The 19,702-nt window shown below is 31.0% G+C and carries 18 protein-coding genes; 3 read left to right on the forward strand and 15 right to left on the reverse strand.

Going from position 1 to position 19,702, the window contains the following annotated elements; genetic code table 11:
• Positions 1-234: 234 nt before the first annotated feature.
• Together OREMA_RS0107170 and OREMA_RS0107175 are read left to right on the forward strand one after the other, a co-directional pair.
• Complete coding sequence (locus tag OREMA_RS0107170; RefSeq protein ID WP_018248379.1) at positions 235-1,284, forward strand: IS30 family transposase; 1,050 nt, start codon at positions 235-237, stop codon at positions 1,282-1,284.
• 281 nt (positions 1,285-1,565) lie between these two features.
• On the forward strand, positions 1,566-2,612 hold the full coding sequence (locus OREMA_RS0107175; RefSeq protein ID WP_018248592.1) for a peptidoglycan DD-metalloendopeptidase family protein: 1,047 nt from the start codon (positions 1,566-1,568) through the stop codon (positions 2,610-2,612).
• Positions 2,613-2,681: 69 nt separating this feature from the next.
• Here the strand turns inward: OREMA_RS0107175 and OREMA_RS0107180 are convergent, their stop codons facing one another.
• From OREMA_RS0107180 to OREMA_RS0107210, 7 genes are all read right to left on the reverse strand, one after another.
• Entirely contained in the window at positions 2,682-4,325 is a 1,644-nt protein-coding gene (locus tag OREMA_RS0107180; RefSeq protein ID WP_018248593.1) for an ArnT family glycosyltransferase, read from the reverse strand.
• Between the two features lie 84 nt (positions 4,326-4,409).
• A complete protein-coding gene (locus OREMA_RS0107185) occupies positions 4,410-6,005 on the reverse strand; it encodes an ArnT family glycosyltransferase (protein WP_018248594.1) in 1,596 nt (531 codons plus the stop codon).
• The gene (locus OREMA_RS0107190) at positions 5,995-6,264 is read right to left on the reverse strand and encodes a lipid-A-disaccharide synthase N-terminal domain-containing protein (RefSeq protein WP_018248595.1); all 270 of its coding nucleotides are present in this window, start codon (positions 6,262-6,264) and stop codon (positions 5,995-5,997) included. The genes OREMA_RS0107185 and OREMA_RS0107190 overlap by 11 nt, the downstream gene beginning before the upstream one ends.
• Positions 6,264-6,989 carry a glycosyltransferase family 2 protein gene (locus OREMA_RS0107195; RefSeq protein WP_018248596.1) on the reverse strand — a complete coding sequence of 242 codons (726 nt, stop codon included), beginning with the start codon at positions 6,987-6,989 and terminating at the stop codon, positions 6,264-6,266. The genes OREMA_RS0107190 and OREMA_RS0107195 overlap by 1 nt, the downstream gene beginning before the upstream one ends.
• 27 nt (positions 6,990-7,016) lie before the next feature.
• A complete protein-coding gene (locus OREMA_RS0107200) occupies positions 7,017-7,961 on the reverse strand; it encodes an NAD-dependent epimerase/dehydratase family protein (protein WP_018248597.1) in 945 nt (314 codons plus the stop codon).
• A gap of 205 nt (positions 7,962-8,166) precedes the next feature.
• Positions 8,167-9,570 carry a sensor histidine kinase gene (locus tag OREMA_RS0107205; protein ID WP_018248598.1) on the reverse strand — a complete coding sequence of 468 codons (1,404 nt, stop codon included), beginning with the start codon at positions 9,568-9,570 and terminating at the stop codon, positions 8,167-8,169.
• Entirely contained in the window at positions 9,570-10,244 is a 675-nt protein-coding gene (locus OREMA_RS0107210) for a response regulator transcription factor (protein ID WP_018248599.1), read from the reverse strand. Before OREMA_RS0107210 ends, OREMA_RS0107205 begins: the two co-directional genes overlap by 1 nt.
• A gap of 382 nt (positions 10,245-10,626) precedes the next feature.
• Between OREMA_RS0107210 and OREMA_RS18300 the strand changes: the two genes are divergently transcribed.
• Positions 10,627-11,361, forward strand: a complete 735-nt coding sequence (locus tag OREMA_RS18300; protein WP_018248600.1) for a phosphatase PAP2 family protein — start codon at positions 10,627-10,629, stop codon at positions 11,359-11,361.
• Positions 11,362-11,512: 151 nt separating this feature from the next.
• On the opposite strand, the gene hypE is transcribed toward OREMA_RS18300, so the two are convergent.
• From hypE to OREMA_RS0107255, 8 genes are all read right to left on the reverse strand, one after another.
• The gene (hypE, locus tag OREMA_RS0107220; protein WP_018248601.1) at positions 11,513-12,517 is read right to left on the reverse strand and encodes a hydrogenase expression/formation protein HypE; all 1,005 of its coding nucleotides are present in this window, start codon (positions 12,515-12,517) and stop codon (positions 11,513-11,515) included.
• 5 nt (positions 12,518-12,522) lie between these two features.
• On the reverse strand, positions 12,523-13,602 hold the full coding sequence (gene hypD, locus OREMA_RS0107225; protein WP_018248602.1) for a hydrogenase formation protein HypD: 1,080 nt from the start codon (positions 13,600-13,602) through the stop codon (positions 12,523-12,525).
• A complete protein-coding gene (locus OREMA_RS0107230) occupies positions 13,589-13,837 on the reverse strand; it encodes a HypC/HybG/HupF family hydrogenase formation chaperone (RefSeq protein WP_018248603.1) in 249 nt (82 codons plus the stop codon). The genes hypD and OREMA_RS0107230 overlap by 14 nt, the downstream gene beginning before the upstream one ends.
• Entirely contained in the window at positions 13,806-16,100 is a 2,295-nt protein-coding gene (hypF, locus tag OREMA_RS0107235) for a carbamoyltransferase HypF (RefSeq protein WP_018248604.1), read from the reverse strand. Before hypF ends, OREMA_RS0107230 begins: the two co-directional genes overlap by 32 nt.
• A gap of 5 nt (positions 16,101-16,105) precedes the next feature.
• Positions 16,106-16,795 carry a hydrogenase nickel incorporation protein HypB gene (hypB, locus tag OREMA_RS0107240; RefSeq protein ID WP_018248605.1) on the reverse strand — a complete coding sequence of 230 codons (690 nt, stop codon included), beginning with the start codon at positions 16,793-16,795 and terminating at the stop codon, positions 16,106-16,108.
• A gap of 1 nt (position 16,796) precedes the next feature.
• A complete protein-coding gene (gene hypA, locus OREMA_RS0107245; RefSeq protein ID WP_018248606.1) occupies positions 16,797-17,138 on the reverse strand; it encodes a hydrogenase maturation nickel metallochaperone HypA in 342 nt (113 codons plus the stop codon).
• Positions 17,139-17,329: 191 nt separating this feature from the next.
• Positions 17,330-18,739, reverse strand: coding sequence for a nickel-dependent hydrogenase large subunit (locus OREMA_RS0107250; protein ID WP_018248607.1), 1,410 nt, complete (start codon positions 18,737-18,739; stop codon positions 17,330-17,332).
• Positions 18,732-19,682 (reverse strand): hydrogenase small subunit, encoded by a 951-nt coding sequence (locus OREMA_RS0107255; RefSeq protein WP_018248608.1) that lies wholly within the window; start codon positions 19,680-19,682, stop codon positions 18,732-18,734. Before OREMA_RS0107255 ends, OREMA_RS0107250 begins: the two co-directional genes overlap by 8 nt.
• Positions 19,683-19,702 lie beyond the last annotated feature (20 nt).

Raw genomic sequence — 19,702 nt, forward strand, 5'->3', positions numbered from 1 at the left:
CTATCAATCCTTATAATCTTTAAGAAGAATATTTTACTTCTCATTTAATAAATTCCCCATTTCTTCAGCTATTCCTTTAAATTATAGATTAATTTTCATATTTCACAAACATTAGATCTATTATTCATGCTTCATTGTAAAATCAAATTGAACAAAATAAAAATAGCCATAGGGCACCAACCTGTAATATAATTAAATCACCACAAAATAACCAGTTACAGGAGGGTGCACACTATGACTTACTTAAATGATACACCAAAATCCCGAAAAAATAAACACCTAAATGCTTATGAACGTGGTCAAATTGCATTATTACATTCCGAAGGAATGAATCCAAATGCTATTGCAAAACGTTTAGGTAGAGCTTCTAATACCATTAGAAACGAACTAAAACGTGGTACAGTTTCTCAAATTAAAGCTAATAAAAAGATTATGGTCTATTACCCTGACACTGGTCAAAGAGTTTATGAATCTAATCGCAAGAATTGTGGTCCTAAATTTAAACTTTTGCAATGTGAAGAGTTCATTGATTATGTTATAGAACAGTTCTACGAAAAAGGACATTCTCTTGATGCTATATGTGGTGCAGCAAAACTTCATAATAAATTTCCAAAGCCAGAGATGGTATCTACTAAAACGCTTTATAACTACGTCAACGCTGGATTATTGACAATTAAAAACATTGATTTACCTTTGAAGCTTAAGCGTTCTTCAAAAAGAAAGCACACTAAAAATAATAAAAAGAAGCTTGGTACAAGTATAGATCAACGCCCTGAAAGTATTAATAATCGTAGTGAGTTTGGTCACTGGGAAATTGACACTATGATAGGCAAAAAGACTAAAAATGAATCAGTTTTACTTACTATGACAGAACGTATGACTCGTAAAGAAATTATTCGTAAAATCCCTGCCAAGACTGCTCAAGCAGTTCAAGATGCTATTTTAAAGCTCGTTAATGAAGCAGGAGATTGTTTTCCAAAAGTATTTAAAAGCTTCACTTGTGATAATGGCTCTGAGTTTGCTCAAATGTCATTTTTAGAGCAAATTAGTGATACTAAAGTATACTTTGCACATCCATATTCATCATGGGAAAGAGGAACTAATGAGCGTCATAATGGTCTTATAAGACGCTTTATCCCTAAAGGTAATAGTCTAAACCAATTCTCTATTGAATCTATTGCTAGAGTCCAAAACTGGTGCAATACTTTACCAAGAAAAATCTTAGATTACCTAACCCCTGATGAAATATTTGAAGATAAATTAAAACAAATTCTTTATGACTAAATAACCAAATTATTACAGTTTGAAAATGTTCAATTTATTATTGCAATTTAAGATCTATTATTCATAACGATTAATAGCAGATGTTAATAAAATAATAAAATCAAAACTTCTTAAAATATTAACTTCTAGCATATACTTTTTTTACAATCTAGCATCAATAGCTTCTAGTTATCTATAGAAATACTATTGTGTTAATTTTATTAAATTGATATAATTTAGGTATACATTATTCTAAACACATAAAATAATAAATCTATATCAAAGATTTCAGGAGGTTAAAAATGAATTTTAACAAATCGGCATTATTTATTTTATTACTTATGTTTGTTTCTTTAATTATTCCTTACCCAGCCCAAGGGCAGCAGAGAGTATTACAAGTAGGAATGAAAGGTAGTGATGTACAGGAATTACAAGAAAATCTGGTAATGTTAGGAGAAAGATTAATTATTGATGGTATCTTCGGCCCAAGTACTAAACAAGCAATAATTAATCTTCAAAAAAAAGCTGAACTACCTGTAGATGGAGTTGTAGGATCAGAAACTAGAATAATAATCAAGGAAGCACTTAATTATGATGAACATACTGTAGAAGAAGGAGATACCTTATCAGAACTGGCAATTTTCTACAAGGCACCTATAAAAACTATTAAAGAAGCCAACAAATTAACATCTAATAATATACTAGTTGGACAAGAGTTAATTATTCCTAAAAATTCTTTAGGCGGAAATATCAGTACAGATTTTTATGATATTATTTCCTATAAGATAAAAAGAGGAGATAGCTTAGAGAAAATTTCTAAAAAATTCAACACTACAATTAGAACGATTAAAAAATTAAATAATTTAGAAAGTTATAATCTTAAAGCAGGTGAAACAATTAAAGTATCTAAATTAGTACTTGATTTATCAAATGCTTCTAAAAATACCTCGAAGGTAAAAAAAGATTTTATCTGGCCTGTCTTTATTAAAGGTAGAATTAGCTCTGATTATGGTTGGCGTATACATCCTATTTTAAAGAAAAAATCATTTCATAAAGGAGTAGATATTGCCCTTCCTACTGGAACCTCAATCAAAGCAATTAAAGCAGGTAAAATATTAAGCAGTGGCTGGATAAGAGGATTTGGAAAGACTGTTACTATTGACCATGGTAATGGAGTAGTGAGTTTATATGGACATAACTCTCAGTTATTAATTAAAGCTGGACAAAAGGTAAATCAAGGACAAATTATTGCTAAATCAGGAAATACAGGCAGAAGTACAGGTCCCCATCTAGAATTTAGAATGATGATTAATGGCAAAGCAATTAATCCACATAAATATATAAATTAATTATTATAGGGCAAAAAGTCAAGGATTATTAATCCTTGACTTTTTGTTCATTAGAATAAATTGAATATATTAATTTTTACTCTTAATTAGCAACATATCATTACTTCCAACTTTGTATTTTTTGATCAACATATTACCTTTTACTTCGAAAGATTTGTAGAATTTATCTTGATTAGCAACAATTAAAATCACGCTACCTTCTTGCTTTAAAAACTTCTTAACTTCATCTTTATTATCAAAGATATGATCGTAATAAATTCCATTATAAAAGATAAAGCCACTATCATTATTATGGGAACCCCATAATGCTACTCTCTCATTATTTGTCCTCAAACGAGCCAAATCTTCTGCTAAATACCTCTCACTCTTAACTAGATTAACCCTTGGCATAATCGTAATCTTCATTAATAAAATCAATATTACTGAAAAGCTTGCAGTAATCATAAATACTCTTTTACTACTTTTTTGAAATAATAGAGAAATAAAAAGAAAACCGAAAATAATAAAAAATAGTGCCAATGATTTAATAAGAACATTAAATCCATACTCTTTTATTAGCAAAGAAGTCAACTCTTTTTCTAACAGCTTAGGCCCTTGTAATGCCAAAAATACCCCTACTATTAAAATAAGAAGGCCAAAAATTAATACAGGAATCTTTAATCCTTTTAAAGACTGTATATTCTTCTTGAAAAACTCACTAAAATACCAACTAATCAAAAGTGCGAAGGCTGGATATACTTGTAATAAATAAATTCCCCTTTTGCTTCCTACAAAACTCAATATAATCAGAATACTCATAAACCAGATAGAATTAAAAGCTATAATTTTAGGTAGAGTATCTCTTTTACTCCATAAATAATAAGCAGCAGGAATTAAGAATAATGTCCATGGCAAAGCTTCAATTGGAAAATTAACAAAGTAATAATAAAAAGGATTGGGATGTCCCTGTGCCCCAGTAGAATACTCGAATAACTGATCTAATACTGTTACCTTAAAATAGTTATATCCTGCCACTTTAAATACTAAAGCTATCCAAGTTCCCACTACAGCTGTAAAGAAAAGAAAGCCTCTAATCCAAGCAATATTCTTTAACTTAGCCAATTCTTTAGTTGAAGCAGCATAAATTAAGATAACTACTACTGGTAATAAAGCTACTGGACTTTTAACTAAAGAGCCAATTCCCATTAAGAAGAAGGCTAAACAAGACTTCCAACAACTATCCTTATCTTCTAATTGCTCATATAATAATATCATAGCTATGGTAGTACAAAAAATAAGTGGTATATCTAGATTAACTCTCATAGCAAACCAAAAATAGTTGACAGTAGTAGCCAATATAATTCCTGTTAAAACCCCAATCTTTCTACCTAATTTTCTTCCATAATAATAGCTCAATAAAGCAAGCAACAGACTAGCCAGAAAAATCACAGGCAATCTAACTGTTGTAACCGTCATTTTACCAGCTAGTGCCGAAAAAGCTGCAATTACTCCAAAAAATAATGGAGGTTTCTCATAGTAAACCTCTTGATTTAAATGTGGAATAACCCAGTTTCCCTCTGATAACATCTCCCTAGCCACTTCTGAATACCGTGGTTCATCAGGAGACCATAAATCATAATTCCAAATATTAAAAAGATATAAACTAAAAACAATAATAGTCAATAATAAAGTATAGACCAAAAGCTTTTTATCATACTTAGCCCTTTTAATCAAAATCCATCCCCCCAAATTATCAAAAATTTATAATTATTATTTTAATCTATATAAAAATTCTTCAAATTTTATCTCTTTCCTTCATTATTCTTGCTTTAATAATAAAAGATAATCATTAGATGAATAAACCTCTTTGAAAGCTTTAGATAATTTATTCCCTATTTTCTTCCAATGCTTTGCTTTCATAATTATTAAAACTTCTTTCTTGCTTTTAATATAATTAAATAAGTTCTCTTTTCCTTTTATCTCTGGAATAATAAATCCTGTATAAACACCTAAAGTTTCAGGCTGACCATATTCATAAGCAATAATATTATTCACACCTGATTCTTTAAAATCTTTGACCTTATTAGCAATAGGTCTTTTAGTATAAGTTGCACTTAAAGAAGGTGCTACTCCCCATGAGAAATTCAACCAAAAGGCAGAAATTAATAGCAAGAACATATAGGGTATAAACTTATACCTCTGCTTTATTACTAAAAGTAGGATAACTATACTAGATAAAGTCATAACAATAAGTCCTGGTTTTAATATACTTCTTAATGCTATACCTTCTACATTTTTAGGAATTAGAAATACAATAATTATAAATAAAATAGCAGTCATAACTGTAGGAATAGTAAAATATTTTTTATTCTGCTTCTCCTCTAAAACCTCTTTAAATAACATTACTACTAATAAACTAGCTGCTGGATAGATAGGTAACAAATAAATATCTAACTTACCACTAATCATAGAAAATAATAAGAAAGGTGCCCAAAACCAAGCAAAGAAAAACTTAAATTCACTTCCTAGAGTTTTTCTATTCTTAAACCCATAAACAAAACTACTAATCAAGAATAAGGACCAAGGTAAAAAAGTTAAAGGAAATGTAGTAAAGTAGTAATAAAATGGTCTCTGATGAGCAAAAGACTTCAGTGAACGACCAAAGGTTTGTACAACTAGTAATTCATAAGCATAATCTTTACCACCACTAAGAATAGCTGGTATGATCCATAATAAAACTACAGTAGCAAAAATCAAGAACCCTTTTGCTAAATTCATCCTCTTCAGTTCCGCTAAATTCTTTTCTAATAAAAGGAAGACAAATACTACTACTAAAGGATCTAAAAATCCAGCTGGACCTTTAATCACTGTAGCAATTCCCATTAACAGAAACATTAAGTTATAATATTTACTCTTAGACTCTTTGTTACTACAATACCCCGCAAAGAATATTAACAAAGATGCAGTAATAAAGAGATTCATCATCATATCCATTCTGACAAAAATCGACATTCCAAAAAATAGAAAACTACTTGCTAAAACTAATGAAGTTAATAATGCATATTTAAATTTCATAAATAATTTAGCTGTTAGAAAGGTTAGTATTACAACAATTATTGAACTAATTATACTCGGTAATACCATAGCTAATGTTGAATAAGTTCCAAAAATCATCTTAAATAAATTTAAAACCCAAAAATAAGCAGGTGGCTTATCAGAATAAAATTTTCCGCCTAGCTGAGGAACTAACCATTGTTGATTAGCTAGCATCTCTCGAGCGACCTCTACATATCTCAATTCATCGCGATAATGTAAATCACGATAAACTGCTGAGGGGATATACATAAACCCACAAAACATAATGATTACTAGCAATGACAATATAATCTTCTCTTTATTAATATTAATCTTCATCCCCCTCTCTTTCATTATCTTTATTAATTAAAATTAAATTTCTTAAATAGATAAAAGAACCTGCCGCCTGCCCCAAAATAAATACAGGATCTCTTTGATGAATAGCATAACTTAATAAAGTCAGACTACCAGCAATGCTCAAATACCAAAATACATTAGGAATAACACTCTTTTGGGCCTTCTCTGAAGCTATCCACTGAATAATAAACCGTAAAGAGAAGATTGCTTGTCCAATTAATCCAATCCCTATCCATAACATTAGTTATCTTCCCCTTTAATCTGATAATTTATCTGTCTGCTCTGCATCCACCTTACAGCTAAGGTATCCTTCAAACCTGCCCAAAGTCGATTACTAATTCCATATTTAGATTTACCCTCATGTCTAGGATAATGATTAACTGGCACCTCTACTACACTATAACCTTTCATTTTAGCCAAAGTAGGAAAGAAGCGATGCATCCCTTCAAACAAGTTATAATCCTTAACCACTTCATTTCTAAATAATTTCAAAGGGCATCCTGTATCAACTATCTCCTCAGCAGTTAACCAATTTCTAACCCCATTGCCAATTTTTGAGGATATCTTCTTAATAATTGTATCTTCACGGTCTACCCTTACTCCACAGACTAGATCATACTCTTCAATTTTAGTTAATAATTTAGAAATATCTGCTGGATCAACCTGTAAATCGGCATCTAATGTAGCAACTAATCTACCTTCTGCTTTATCAAAGGCTGCTGCAAAAGCAGCAGTCTGTCCATTGTTTTCCGTAAAATGATAAACTTTAACCACTTCATACTCTACAGCCAACTGATCAAGTAAGTCACTACTCCCATCAACACTTCCATCATCAATATATATAATTTCAAAGGATTCAACCTCATTACTTATTGCTTCTATAATCTTCTTAGTTAATGGTATTAAATTACCATATTCATTATAAACTGGTGCAACTACTGACAATTCTACTTGATAATCCTTCATTATATATCTCTCCTTCTTTTTTAGAATCTATTTATATATTACTTTAAGCCATTGAATTTCCCTTTTTAGCCCTTCTTTTAAATCTATCTTAGGCTGATAATCAAGCTTCTTTCTAATCTTACTTTCATCTGCTTCAGTATGTCTAACATCACCTTTAGCAACTGCTTTATATTCACGTTTAGCTTTCTTCCCAATTATATCTTCCATAATATCAATCGTTTCATTTAGTGTAATTCTTTCTCCAGCACCACCTACATTAAAGACTTCACCTCTTATATCACTTAAAGCTGCAAGTATATTTGCTTCCACTATATCACCAACATAAGTGAAATTTCGTGATTGCTCTCCATCACCAAAAATAGTTAACTTTTTATCCTGTAAAATAGCCTTTATAAAAATATGAAAAGCCATATCTGGTCTTTGTCTCTCCCCAAAAACCGTAAAATATCTCAATGATATTGTTGGAACACCAAAATTCTTCCAATATAAATAACATAAGTTCTCTGCTGCTAACTTTGATACACCATATGGTGATACTGGCTGTAAATAATTATTTTCTCTCATTGGTAGTTGATCAGTATCACCATAAACTGATGATGAAGAGGCATAAACAAACTTTTTAATTTTTGATTCTTTAGCAGCTTCTAATAATTGTTGAGTTAAACGAATATTATTATCGGTATAAATATCAAAATTACTTCCCCAACTAGCTCGAACCCCTGCCTGAGCTGCTTGATGATAAACATAGTCTACTCCTTCTAATAGTTCTACTAGATCCATATCTAATAGATCTTCTTCAATAAAATTGAAATTCTTATCTTTAATAATAGACGCTAAATTCTTTTCTTTCAGCTCACGAGAATAGTAATCAGTAAAACAATCTACCCCGATTACTTGCTCCCCTCTTGCTAATAATTCATCAGCCAAATTAGAAGCAATAAATCCAGCTACTCCTGTTATAAGATGTATCATCTTTTTACACTCCTTTGTATATTATTAAATTTAAAATCATAGTTAATAGCTGTTGATGAGTATAGTGCGATACTTTTAGGTGATAGGTCATAGGGGATAGTAAGGTCTTCCTACCTCCTATTTCCTAACGCCTAACTCCGAAAGTGTCGTTTTATCTTTCTTTTCTATTAATTTCTCTATTAAACCTACTTATAAAACAACTAATTTATCTACTTTGTGGAAGGAAGATAGTAAAGGTACTTCCTTGATTAACTTCACTTTCAATTTCAATATTACCCTTATGCAATTTAATAATCCACTGACAGATTGATAAACCTAATCCACTACCACCACTAGCCCTAGAACGAGATTTATCTACTCGATAAAATCTATCAAAGATATAAGCTTGATCCTCTTTTGAAATACCAATACCAGTATCTTTAATCTCAATCTCAATCTGATTATTTTGGGCTTTAGCCCTAATATAGATATTACCCCCACTAGGTGTATACTTAATAGCATTGTCTAAGAAATTTATTAATAACTGAGTTAACATACTTTGATCACCATAAATTGCAAGGTTGTCTTCAATATCCATTGCTATATCTATATTCTTTCTTAGTGCTAACTCTTGCATCTCTTCAACTACTATTTCAATCAGTTCTGTCAAATTTAAATTTTCTTTTTCTATAGATAACTGCTTAGTATCACTACGAGCCAATAATAATAATTGTCCTACTAAATGGCTCATATAGTCAGTTTGCTTTTGAATTATCTTTAATGCATGCTGACACTCTTCAACTGATCGTCCCTCTTTCAAATTCTCCTCAGCATGAGCCCTAATTATAGCAATAGGAGTTCTAAGCTCATGGGATGCATCACTAGTAAATCTCTTTTCTCTACTAAAAGCTTCTTCCAAACGATCTAATAAATCATTTAAAGTAGCTATTAAACGGCCAGTTTCATCATCATTATTTTTGGCAACTATTCTTTTTGAAAGGTTACTATGACTTATAGCTTGCGCAGTCCTACTAATTTGATCAATAGGTTTTAATGCTTTATAAGCTAAGAAATAGCCACCACTAATAGCCAATAATAAAGTTAATGGTATTCCTAAGATCAGTATAGTTATTAGCTTATTTAATGTAGCTGCTTCATCAGCTAAAGAACGTGCTAATCTTAAATACCCTATAGTTCCCTGCTTATTTTTAGCCGCTACAGTTACTACTACAAAATCATCATCATTCCCTTTCTTCTCTAATTCAATTAAGAATTTAGATTCAGCAGGGCTGATTACTTTCGGTATTACTTCATCACTATCCCCCATAATTAATTCTCCAGATTGATTATAAAAAGCACTAATAGTACCTTTAAAAACGATCTCTTCTAATTCAACCTCCAACTGAACTAAATATGGATTATTATCCTTCGACTCTTCTTTACTGGCCTCTTTTAAAACCTTTTTAGCTTGAATTTCTAGTTGATTTTTCACTCTATTAATAATATAATCTTCCATACTCCAATATAGCAATGTACTAAATACTATCAAAACCAATGACAAGATAATAATATACCATAAAGTAAGTCTAACCTTAATTCTTGAAAAGAAACTCTTTAATCTATTCTTCATTACTCTACCACTCTCAATCTATAGCCTCGTCCTCTAACAGTCTCTATTAATTTTTTATCAAAGCCTTTATCAATCTTTTTTCGTAAATAACGAATATACACATCCACAATATTAGAATTACTACCATATCTGTAGTCCCAAACATGCTCTTCTATTTGAGTTCTACTTAGAACTTGTCCACGATTTCTGATTAAATATTCTAAAACAGAATATTCCTTAACAGTTAAGTCAATATCTTTTCCTCCCCTACTTACTTTATGGGTTATAGTATCTAATACCAGATCATCTACTTTTAAAACATTATTACTTTCTCCCAACTTTCTTCTAAATAAAGCTCTAATTCTAGCTCTTAATTCATCAAAGGCAAAGGGTTTGGTCAAATAATCATCTGCCCCCAAATCTAAACCTGCCACCTTATCTTCTACTGAATCTTTAGCAGTTAAAATTAGAACAGGAACTTTATTACCTTCTTCTCTCAATTCTCTTAATACTTCTATTCCACTTTTAATAGGAAGCATTAAATCTAAAATAATTAAATCATACTGTATTACAACAGCTAAATCTATTGCTTCTTGACCATTATTAACAGCATCAACAGCATAGCCATCTTCTTTTAGACCTTTTTGTAGGACTTCTGCCAAATGATATTCATCTTCTACTATTAAAATCCGCATTTATCTCACTACTCCTTTCTCCAACTATATCCTGATATTATTAATTTAATCAAATTTATCCCTAAAACTCAAAATTAAATTCATATTATAATTTATTTTTAATTTTGATAATTAGCTTCATCATAGATCTTAATAATTTAAAATTGTATATTATAGCATTATCACTCACAATACTATATAAATAACCTTATATATATATCCTACATTAAAAAGATTAAGCTAAAATTAAAAGAAGATTAAAAAAAATTAATATAAATTATGGATATTATGTAAAAATATATTTGTTTAAAATTAAAAAATACTAATTTTAATTTCATTTACCTTTAATATTACTACTATAAAATTAAACTAGATAAGATAAAAAATTTAAAGGAGTGAAATTATGTTAACACCATCTATATATATGTATATTATTTTTATTTCTATAGTTTTCTATTTAGTCAAAGAGGGATATTGGAATAATTCCTTTACAAATCTATATACTACAATTAAAAGTAATCTAAAGCTATTTCTTTTAACCCTATCTTTAACAATATTCTCAATCTTAGTCTTGGATTTACCAATCTCGGAGTACTTTTCTGACCGAGATAACCTAACTTTTCTAAACCATATCATCGCTATGATAAATAATTTGGGCGATGGATCCTTTATCTTCTCTTTATTTACTACTTTAGTGATTATTTCTTTAATAATTAAAAAAGATAAATATAAGAGAATATTATTAATCTCTCTAAGTTCATCAGTTTATGCAGGATTATTTAATTTATTTCTAAAGATCTTCTTTAACAGAGCAAGACCTTATGTTAATTTAAATCCCTATAAACTATTTACTTATGGCAATACTCATATATTTAGATCAGATTATTGGAGTATGCCTTCTGGACATACAATTGTAGCATTTGCTGCTTTTATCCCTTTAGCAATCCACTCTAAAAATAAAATATTAAAACTCTTCTTTATTAATTTATCAATTTTAGTAGCCTTTGCTCGTATCTATCTTTTTAAACATTGGCTTAGTGATGTAATTATAGCTGCATTTCTGGGAACTATGATTGGAATAATGACTTATCAACATAATAATATTAAAAAGAGTAATGAAGCAATTAAAGCACTTTGAGAAGGTCTATTAAAGATATCTTAAAAATAATTTTACTAGCTATACTCTTAATGGTACTAGTAATTAAATCATAGATATTTAAGATAGTTACTTCAACAGCAAAAATCATAAAAAAATAAGGAACTCTTATCAGAAGATAATAGTTCCTTACTCAACATATTCTAGGTAATAATTCTCCAACTAAGGCATTAACTATTCTAGTTCCATTAATGCTAGTTTCTAAATAGACTCTATTATTATCATCCTCTACTACTTCTCCAATCACTCTCGCTTCTCTTCCTAAATCATTCTTTCTCATAACTTCTAAAACCCTATTACTTTCACTATTATCAACTACTACCACTACTTTACCTTCATTAGCTAAATATAAGGGATCAAAACCAGCAATTTGGCAAAGACTTCTGACTTCATCTCTAATCAAAAGCTTCTCTTCCTTTAATTTAATACTCACTTTACTCTGTCCAGCAATTTCATTTAAAGTAGTAGCTAATCCTCCCCTTGTAGGATCACGTAATACTTTCACCTTATTAGAATTATCCAAAATCTCAACTATCAAATCATTTAATAAAGTACAATCACTTTGTAAACTACTATTCATCTCTAATTCTCCCCTTTGAGTAAAAATACTAGCTCCATGATCTCCTATACTTCCATTAATTATTATCTTATCTCCTACTTCTGCTCTAGCTCCTCCTAATTTAATATTTCTTTCTAAGACACCTATGCCCGTAGTATTAATATATACTCCATCACAGCTCCCTCTTTCAACAACCTTTGTATCCCCACTAACTATCTTTACCTTAGCCTTTAATGCAGTTACAGCCATAGATTCTACTATTTTCTCTAACTTATTAATCTCAAATCCTTCTTCAATAATAAACCCTACAGTTATATATAGAGGTCTAGATCCACTCATTAGCAAATCATTAACAGTTCCGCAGATTGATAACTTTCCTATATCTCCACCTCTAAAAAATATAGGCTTAACTACAAAGTTATCTGTAGTAGCAACTAATCTTCCCTTAATAAAAGATAACAAGGTCGAATCATTAGCTTGTAAAAGAAGATCATTCTTAAAGGATTTATAAAAAATCCCTTCTATCAACTCTTCAGTCAACTTTCCTCCACTACCATGGGCCATAGTAATTATCTTCATTAATTTCACCTTCTATATTCATAGTAAATATTACAACTTCCTTCTTCTGATACCATACATGGACCTTGAGGATTTAAAGGATTACAATCTCTAGCAAACAATTGGCAATCTGATGGCCTCTTCTTTCCTGTTAAAACATCACCACAACTACAAAAAATTTTTTTCTCTTGAGGTACTACCTTAAATTCAAATTTATTCTCTGCATTAAAGTTTTGATACTTCTCCTTTAATCCTAAACCACTATTTCTTACTAGTCCTAAGCCTCGCCAAGTACTATCTTTAACTTCAAAAAATTCATTCATTATGGCTATTGCCTTTAAATTACCTTTAGCTTTAACCACTCTACTATACAAATTATCTACTGTAGTAATCCCTTCTTTAACCATCTTTAATATTCTAGCTAAAGCCATAATAATATCAACCCTTTCAAAACCAGCTATTACTGCAGCTAAGTTATAATTATCTGCTATAAAATTAAAAGCTTGACTACCAATGATTGTACTAACATGGCCAGGACAGATAAAGCCATCTATCTCTGATTCTAAATCTAATATTAATTTTTCAATTATAGCTGGCATAGTCTTTAATGATAATAAGATAGAATAATTATCTAGCTTTAATCTATCTGCTTCCTTAAGACTTAAAGCTATTATAGGAGCTGTAGTTTCAAAACCAATAGCTAAGAAGACAACTTCTTTATCATAATTTTTCTGAGCAATTTTTAGAGCTGATATAGGAGAATGAACTACCCGTACATCCCCTCCCAAAGCCTTTATCTGCTGTAAAGAACTATTATTTCCTGGTACTTTTATAAAATCAGCAAAGCTTGTAATTATCACATTACTCTTCTTAGCAAGTTCAATAGCTTTGTCAATATAAATTTGAGTAGTAACACAGATAGGACAGCCTGGACCAGAGATTAAAGTTATATGATCAGATAATAATTTAGGAATACCACCAACAAAGATAGCCCTAGTATGAGTTCCACAAACTTCCATAATCTTTACCTCTTTGTCAAAATTTCTAATTTGATTAAGCATTTCTTTAAGTAAATCTATATCCCTAAATTTATTATAATAAGCCATTATTTTTTTCACCATCTACATTATTGACTCTTCCTTGTTCTAGTAATCTTTTGGTCTCTTGGGCAGCTTTTTGATTTAATTTCTCAATAGCACAACCACAGTGAATTAAGAGATAATCTCCTAGCTTGACATAATCTATTAAATCAATATTCACCCTTTGACTAACTCCACCAAAATCTACAATAGCCATCATCTCATCAAGCTCAATCACTCTTCCTGGTATTGCTATGCACATCATTTTTAGCTCCTTTTTGATAATTAGCAATTACTAACTGTCCTACTGCTAATCCTCCATCATTAGAAGGTAGTTTGCTGTGAAAATATACCTCAAATTCTTTTGCCACTAATTGCTGATAAATACCTTTTAATAAAATTTGATTTTGAAAGACTCCACCACTTAAAGCAACTAGTTTTGTCTTATATTCATCTCTAATCAACTCGCAGAGAGCAACTGAAAAGCTAATTATAGTATTGTGAAACTTTCTGGCAATCACTTCTTTATTTAGCCCTAATTTAATATCATCAACTATAGCTTTAATTAAAGGGATTGTATTGATTAGATAATAACCATTATTATTTTCAATCTGATAAGCATATTTCCTTGCTTCTGTAGCAGTAGCAAGACTTTCTAACTTAATAGCTCCTTGTGCTTCATAGCTAATCACTTCTCCTAAAGCAATTAAACTTGCTACTGTATCAAATAAACGTCCCATACTAGAAGTTTCAGGAGAATTAATATCTGCTTTGATTAATCTAATTACCTTCTCAATCCTCTCTATTTTAATATCAATTAATTCATTAAATAATTCTAAATCAGCTCCATAAGCTTGATAGAGATGACTAATAGCTATCCTCCAGGGTTCTTTAATAGCTTTTTCTCCCCCAGGCAGCTTAATATAATTCAACTGCCCTACCCTTTTAAATTTAGTATAATCGCAAAGTAAAAATTCCCCTCCCCATAACCTACCATCTGTCCCCACCCCTGTTCCATCAAAAGCCAAACCAATTACCTGTTCACTAACCTCATTCTCTACCATACAACTAACTATATGAGCATGATGATGCTGAACTGGAACCTTCTCCTCCTTCTGATTTTGGGCAAATCTTGTAGTTAAGTATTCTGGATGTAGGTCATGAGCGATAATTTGAGGATTAATTTGATAGAGATCTTTAAGGTGTCTAATCACCTGTTTATAGTTTTGATAGCTCTCTAAATTATCTATATTACCTATATGTTGACTTAGAAAAATATAATCTGACTTAGCAATAGCAAAGGTATTTTTAAGCTCAGATCCACAAGCTAAAGTCTCTTTTAAACCATTAAATTTAATAACTAAAGGTGTATAACCTCTTCCTCTCCTAATTAAAGTTTCTTGACCTAAAATAATTCTTGAAACTGAATCATCAACTGGAGTCTTTATCTCACGGTCATGTAATAAAAAGTAATCAGCAAGCTCTTTTAAATTATCTAAAGCTCCTTGATTTCTATATTCCAATGGTAATCCACTCAAATTAGCACTGGTCATTACTAGAATTTCTAAGCCCTCCTCAAATAATAATTCATGTAAAGGAGTATAGGGTAACATCACCCCCAAATAATTATTATCAACAGAAATATTAGCTGGCAAAGAATTATTCTTTCGCTTTAATAATAAAATTGGTCTTTTAATTCCTGTTAAGATCTCTTCTTCCTGAGCATTAAGATAGCAATATCTCTTAGCCACTTCTAGATTTTTCATCATCAGAGCAAAAGGCTTATCTGCTCTTCTCTTTCTAAGCCTTAACTTATTAATAGCAACTTCATTCTTTCCATCACAAGCTAAATGAAAACCTCCTAAACCCTTAATAGCAATTATCTTTCCTTTTTGAAGTAAGTTGATAGTTTGTTTTAGTGGATCTAATACTAATTTACTCCCTGAATCATCTGCTAAATAAACTTGAGGACCACAATTAGGGCAAGCATTGGTTTGAGCATGGAACCTCCTATTACTAAGGTCTTCATACTCTTCTCTACAGCTATCACAGATCTTGAAATCTTTCATAGTAGTTACTGCTCGATCATAGGGCAAAGCTTCAATTATAGAATAACGTGGACCACAATTAGTGCAATTAGTAAATGGGTATTGATAACGGCGATTATTACAATTATTTATCTCTTCATTACAATCTGAACAGATTGCTATATCTGGGGAGATTAAGGTTATATCTTTTCTATTAGTTGAACTTTTCCTAATACTAAAACTACCATAACCTTTTAAATGCAACTCTTTAACCTCTACACTATCTATTTTGGCTAAAGAAGGTGTATTTGAGTGAATAAGAGATAAAAAAGAATTGATTTTTTCCCTCTCACCTTCGATATCAATAACCACTCCATTTGAAGTATTATTAATCCAGCCTGCTAAATTATATTTAGCTGCTAAGTTATAAATAAAAGGTCTAAAGCCAACTCCCTGCACTATTCCTCTAACCTCAATTCTCTTACAAATTTTGACCATATTATTTAGCACCCACTAGATAATAGCTTATTGTTAATTTCATCCTTTAAATAATTTTCAAAGCCTAAAGTACCTCTTTCTTTAATACAAGAAACTTCAAAAACTTTAATATCTTCTTTTAAAGATCTAAGATCTTCATACAACTCATCCATTGAAAAGTCAGTGTAATTTAATAAATCTAGCTTATTAACTACAACTGCCTCTGAATTTTGAAAGATTAGCGGATACTTAAGGGGCTTATCACTACCTTCAGTTATACTTAATAGTGTTATTTTAATATCTTCTCCTAAATCAAAAGATGCTGTACATACTAAATTGCCTACATTCTCAATGATCAATAAATCTATCTCTGCTAAATTCAAATCAGATATTGCCTCTGCTATCATATTAGCTTCCAAGTGACAAGCACCTTTAGTATTAAGTTGAATAACCTCTATTCCCTCTTGTTCAATTCGCTCACCATCTTTAGTAGTATATAAATCACCTTCTATTACTACAATATTTAATTGATCCTTCATATTCCTAATAATCTTTTCTAATAATGAAGTCTTCCCTGCTCCTGGAGAACCCACTAAATTAATTGTAAAGATCCCTTTCTTCTTAAATAACTCCCGATTAACAGCAGCAATTTTGTTATTAGTATCAAATAAATCCTTCATCACAGTAATACTCTTCTTAACGTCAAGTTGCTTCATTTTACTCCCCCTCTAACTTCTCTAATAATATTTCATCACCACTAATTAAATTATAATTAAACCGCTTACATTCTGGACATATCTTATTAGTAAAATCAGCTTTATATTCTATTCCACAAAACTGACACTTATTAATAGCTTCTACTCTATCTATTATTAGTTCAGCTCCTTCCACTTTTGTATCCTTAACAAAAAATTGAAAAGCAAAATTCAATGATTCATCTTCTACACAACTCATCTCACCTACCTTTAATACTATTTTTGTTACTTTGTCTAAACCATACTTCATGATGTACTCTTGAATAATAGAAAATAATTGGGTCATCAAAGACATCTCATGCATTTAAAATCTCCACCTATTTATACGTAATTATTTAAAGTAAAAATAAAAGTTAATAGATATAAAGAGACATTTTTAGGTGCTAGGTCATAGGTTATAGGGGTTAGTAAGGTCTTCCTAACTCCTACCTCCTAACGCCTAATCCCGAAACTGTCGTAATCTCTATCTATTACCTTATTTCATACCTATAAATATCAAAATACCACCTTGCCTTTAACATTCCCCTTAAGATCAAGTACATGAGTAGCACAAGACATACAAGGGTCAAAGGAACGGATAATTCTCCCTAAAACAGTATACAGCTCTCCTGGATAACGTATCTTAGTTCCTACCATAGCATTTTCAACAGGCCCTAAATTTCCATGCTGGTCTTTAGGGGAGAAGTTCCAAACTGTTGGAGTGATAATATTATATTTAATTACCTCTTCATCATTAATCTTAGCACTATGTAATAAAGCACCTCGCATAGCATCATTAGTAGCTATAACTTGATCTTTTATTGGTTCTTTATTCTGCTTGATAGGAGCCTCTTGACTAGGCTTTAATTTAGCTAGCCACTTTATCATTAATTCAGTGATTAATAAAGTTTCTAGAGTTCTAGACATAATTCTATCCATTGTTGAAGTTCCACCCTTATATAGCCCATTAATAATTAATCTTGCTAAAGGCCCAGTCTCAAACTGTTCTCCCTTATACTTAACTGTCTTAACCCAACTATAAGCACTCTCCTTTAAGGGCTCTGGCTCTAGCTCCCCATCATAAATATTATCAGCGTCTCCCTCAAACCAAGAGTTAATAATACCTTCATTAATTAAATCAAGATCTACTTCAGCTAAACGATTACCCCTAAGTACTCCTCCCTTCCATAAATACTTATCATTGTTAGCACCAAATCTCCACAACCCAAAAGATAATAAACGGCGTGGAGTCACTCCAATTTCAAAATAATCGCTATAAACTCTAGAGATTAATTTAATATCGGGCAGCATAGTTTTACTAACAAATTGATGAATCTGCTCAACTAAGGATAAAGCTGTATTAATCTTATCTACTGTTGGAGCTACAGCTACCCCTCCATGAACAAAACTATGCTGATGAGGGGCTTTTCCACCAAATAATGCTAAAATCTGATGACTCTGCTGAGCAATTTTGATTGCTTTAAAATAATTATCTACTAAACACTGATTATCTCTAGGTTTTAAACGAGCATCTAATAAATTTTGACCATGGAAAGGAGGTCGATTAGGCATCTTTACATAATCAGGAAGACTGAAAAAATAAATTTGCCTGATATGATTCTGTAAAAAATCTGCCCCATACATAATGTTCCTTAAGTATTGAGCATCCTCTGAAATCTGATTATCATATAATTCATCTAGTAGATAGCTTCCAATAGCACCATGAGCCAAAGAACAAATTCCACAAACTCTTTGTGTCATGTACACAGCATCAGTAACATGTCTATCTCTCATAATCCATTCAAAACCTCTAAACATCGTACTACTAGCATCAGCATCTACTACTATATTATTATCTATAGTTAATTTAACTGATAAAATTCCACTCAAGCGAGTAACAGGACTAAAAGTTACCTTCTTACTCATCTCTTCTTTCCTCCCTCTTATCCTCTTTTTCTCTATTCCTCTTCTCAGATAAAGGAGTAAAGAAGGGGGTTGATCCATCTGGAAAGTCTGGATTAGTACAACCAATACATGGAGTATTAGCTTCCACTGGCCAATTTTCGTTAAGCCATTGGCGATATGGACAATCGGCTAAGGTTTTGGGACCTACACAGCCTTGGCTAAACATACACTCAATATCCCCTAGCTTTTCTGCAAAATTACCTCGATCAAAATAAGAACGTCGCTGACAATGGCGGTGAATAGTATATCCATAAAATAAAGTTGATCTCCCTAATTCATCAAGCTCTGGCTTACCATACATCAATAAATAGGCTAAAGTACCCACAAACCATTCTGGATTTACTGGGCAACCACTTACCTTAATTATCTCTCTATCTAAAACCTCACTTACCCCAACTCCACCAGTAATATTAGGTTTAGCAGCTGATGGACCACCAAAACTAGCACAGGTTCCAATTGTTACAACATATTTAGCTAATCCTCCTAACCACTTTACCGCTTCTAAAGCAGTAATCTTTTCTCCTTCAGTTTCAATAACTATATTATATAAGCCATTAGCATTAGTAGGAATCGCACCTTCTACTACTAATATAAACTCTCCCTTCTTATATCTAGTAACTTTTCGTAAAATATCTAAAGCATATTTACCTTGAGCTGCCATAAAGGTATTACTATATAAAAGATCAATCATCTCTTCAAAAACCTGCCCTAAATAAGGATAGCTTGTATTCATAAACGAAATATTGTTGTCACCACTGTCACTTGTTTCTAACCATAGAACTGGCAATTTACCACTATTCTTATCTTTATATCCCCTAACACCAGTTAAGATATGTTGACTCAATTTATAATCTTTACTATTTCTTAAGATATAGCAGCCTTTTACAAACTGATCTCTATCCATATTATCACCCTTTTAGATAT

The sequence above is a fragment of the Orenia marismortui DSM 5156 genome, assembly GCF_000379025.1.
GTDB classification, from domain to species: domain Bacteria; phylum Bacillota; class Halanaerobiia; order Halobacteroidales; family Halobacteroidaceae; genus Orenia; species Orenia marismortui.

Coding starts and splice junctions, on each gene's coding strand:
- OREMA_RS0107250 (WP_018248607.1), bottom strand. CDS start 18,739: ATGAGTAAGAAGGTAACTTTTAGTCCTGTTACTCGCTTGAGTGGAATT.
- hypE (WP_018248601.1), bottom strand. CDS start 12,517: ATGAAGATAATTACTATGGCCCATGGTAGTGGAGGAAAGTTGACTGAA.
- OREMA_RS0107210 (WP_018248599.1), bottom strand. CDS start 10,244: ATGCGGATTTTAATAGTAGAAGATGAATATCATTTGGCAGAAGTCCTA.
- OREMA_RS0107170 (WP_018248379.1), top strand. CDS start 235: ATGACTTACTTAAATGATACACCAAAATCCCGAAAAAATAAACACCTA.
- hypD (WP_018248602.1), bottom strand. CDS start 13,602: ATGGCTTATTATAATAAATTTAGGGATATAGATTTACTTAAAGAAATG.
- OREMA_RS18300 (WP_018248600.1), top strand. CDS start 10,627: ATGTTAACACCATCTATATATATGTATATTATTTTTATTTCTATAGTT.
- OREMA_RS0107195 (WP_018248596.1), bottom strand. CDS start 6,989: ATGAAGGATTATCAAGTAGAATTGTCAGTAGTTGCACCAGTTTATAAT.
- hypF (WP_018248604.1), bottom strand. CDS start 16,100: ATGGTCAAAATTTGTAAGAGAATTGAGGTTAGAGGAATAGTGCAGGGA.
- OREMA_RS0107230 (WP_018248603.1), bottom strand. CDS start 13,837: ATGTGCATAGCAATACCAGGAAGAGTGATTGAGCTTGATGAGATGATG.
- OREMA_RS0107205 (WP_018248598.1), bottom strand. CDS start 9,570: ATGAAGAATAGATTAAAGAGTTTCTTTTCAAGAATTAAGGTTAGACTT.
- OREMA_RS0107255 (WP_018248608.1), bottom strand. CDS start 19,682: ATGGATAGAGATCAGTTTGTAAAAGGCTGCTATATCTTAAGAAATAGT.
- OREMA_RS0107175 (WP_018248592.1), top strand. CDS start 1,566: ATGAATTTTAACAAATCGGCATTATTTATTTTATTACTTATGTTTGTT.
- OREMA_RS0107190 (WP_018248595.1), bottom strand. CDS start 6,264: ATGTTATGGATAGGGATTGGATTAATTGGACAAGCAATCTTCTCTTTA.
- OREMA_RS0107200 (WP_018248597.1), bottom strand. CDS start 7,961: ATGATACATCTTATAACAGGAGTAGCTGGATTTATTGCTTCTAATTTG.
- hypB (WP_018248605.1), bottom strand. CDS start 16,795: ATGAAGCAACTTGACGTTAAGAAGAGTATTACTGTGATGAAGGATTTA.
- OREMA_RS0107185 (WP_018248594.1), bottom strand. CDS start 6,005: ATGAAGATTAATATTAATAAAGAGAAGATTATATTGTCATTGCTAGTA.
- hypA (WP_018248606.1), bottom strand. CDS start 17,138: ATGCATGAGATGTCTTTGATGACCCAATTATTTTCTATTATTCAAGAG.